Annotated in this window: 3 protein-coding genes; all 3 read left to right on the forward strand. The window is 61.7% G+C overall.

The window, feature by feature from the left end; genetic code table 11:
* Positions 1 to 511, forward strand: a 511-nt coding sequence (locus RMO18_RS01380; RefSeq protein WP_309663454.1) for a substrate-binding domain-containing protein, incomplete at its 5' end; no start/stop codon positions are given.
* 58 nt (positions 512 to 569) lie between these two features.
* The gene (locus RMO18_RS01385; protein ID WP_309663456.1) at positions 570 to 902 is read left to right on the forward strand and encodes a hypothetical protein; all 333 of its coding nucleotides are present in this window, start codon (positions 570 to 572) and stop codon (positions 900 to 902) included.
* Positions 903 to 1,444: 542 nt separating this feature from the next.
* On the forward strand, positions 1,445 to 2,053 hold a 609-nt coding region (locus RMO18_RS01390), incomplete at its 3' end, for a hypothetical protein (protein WP_309663457.1).

Consider the following 2,053-nt stretch of genomic DNA (forward strand, 5'->3'; position numbering starts at 1 on the left):
TTCCCATCGCCGCGCCGGTCGCCTGTTGGCCGAGGAGATCAACAGGGCTGGCTATGGCCGATTTGCTTTCTGGGGCCCCATTATGCCAAACGACCACCGCGCAAAAAAACGACTTGAGGGGTTCGAAGAAGCCCTCGCCAAAGCGGGCCTGTCGCTGGTGGACCGCGAATACTATTCTGGCGGCTCCGCTTTGCTGAAGGGCCGCGAGATGACCGCCGCCGTCTTGAACCGCACACCCGACGTCGATTTCCTCTATTACTCCAACGACATGATCGGGGCAGGGGGCTTGCTCTACTGCCTTGATCAGGGCCTCGACGTACCGGGCAAGATCGGCCTCGCCGGGTTCAACGGGGTTGAACTGCTTGACGGTCTGCCCCGCAGGCTTGCCACGATGGACGCCTGCCGTTTGGAAATCGGGCGGAAGGCGGCGCAGATCATCGCGGGCACGGCAAGTCCGGGGGAAAAGGTTGAACTGTTCCCGACGTTGCAGAGGGGCGATACGATTAGGTGAGGGGTGGAGTCTCGTAGGGTGTGCATTCATTGCGCACCTTGGGCTTTTTGAGGTTCGCGTGATTTCACATTACTTCGAAACGAGTGAAGCGGAAGATGTGCTCGGCTCCCTGAAACACCTGAAGCTGAGCCTTGCACAGACAGAGCATGATGCTCAAGCATGGAAGTGGGTTGTTCTCAGCCTTTTCAGCACAGTCCAAGGGGCGATCGTTTGCCACGCCTCAGGCACGACCCAGATTGAGTGTTTGAGAAATGACAGCGCCGAGCAGACGCTTGCTTGGCTCCAAAATCTGTCAGGCCCCATGCCAATTGAAATTCTCGCGAGCCCTGACGCACTTTTCAAACGGATGAATGGGACATTCACCGATTTTCCGCCCTATGGGGTGTCATAAAGACCGATGACCAAACGGAAAAGTCCTTTCGAAGACTAAAGCATCTTCGCGATAAATTTTCTCATTTCAGCCCAAAGGGTTGGTCCATCGAGAAAGCCTTCATATCAGAGGCGATACCTCCGCTGTTGAGGCTGATCGCGGTGATTCAGGCCCGTGGTTGGGCGTTTAGGCACCTCGATCCACCGGGGATCATTGGAACTATTCTGGTAGAGCTGCTTCGCGAACTTCCGAACTCTCATAGCTGTGACCCGTAGCAAGCGTAGAGTGCGTGATTTCACGCATATAATCATGCAGCCCAAACTCTCCCACCCCGCCCGGAATCAAGGGCGAAGCCCGCCGGGCAGCGCCCGACCGCCCCCTCGGGCGGGCGCTTTTGTAACGTCACCAGCAGAATTGCTGTGGGAGGTGCTGAACCATAAAGCGCCCAGAACCGGCGTTGCAGCGCCCACCCGGCGGTCAGGCGCTGCCCTCGGTCCAAGCAAGCGTAGGGTGCGCCACAGCGCACCATTCCCACCCTGTCATCCCCGCGAAGGCGGGGACCCATGGGCAAGCCGGTCGATCCGGGTCCCCGCTTTCGCCGGGATGACAGCCAGTCAACCGCGCCCCCTGTGTTGGTCGGGGCCTGCTCCGACCCCCTTCTCCGCCTCCTCATCACCGGCGCCACCCCGGACTGCGGGCTGCATCCCTCCGGCGTCTGGCTGCAAGGCGCGCATATCCCCGAAACACTCGACCTCAGCTTCACCAAGGGCCGGGGCCGCTGCGTCCTCCGTGCCTGCCGGTTCGAGGCGGAACCGCAGCTCGCACAAACCAGCCTCGCGCAGCTCAGCCTTGACGGCAGCCACCTCCCCGGCCTCTTCGCCCAAGGGGTCAAGGTGGAGGGCAGCCTCTTCCTGCGCGCCCTCACCGCCACGGGCACCGTCGATGTCAACGGCGCAAAGATCGGCGGGCAGTTGGATTGCGAAGGGGCCACACTCGACGGCGCGGGCGGCGACGCGCTGAACGCCCAAGGCGTGGAGATCGGCGCGGACCTCTTTCTCAGCGACCTCACCGCCAAGGGCACGGTCGATGTGAACGGCGCCAAGATCGGCGGGCAGCTGGCTTGCACCAGGGCCAATCTCGACGGCACCACCCCTGACGGCACCACGGGCGAC

Origin of the sequence: Tabrizicola sp. (genome assembly GCF_031377265.1) — a bacterium.
Classification (GTDB): domain Bacteria; phylum Pseudomonadota; class Alphaproteobacteria; order Rhodobacterales; family Rhodobacteraceae; genus JAUYQR01.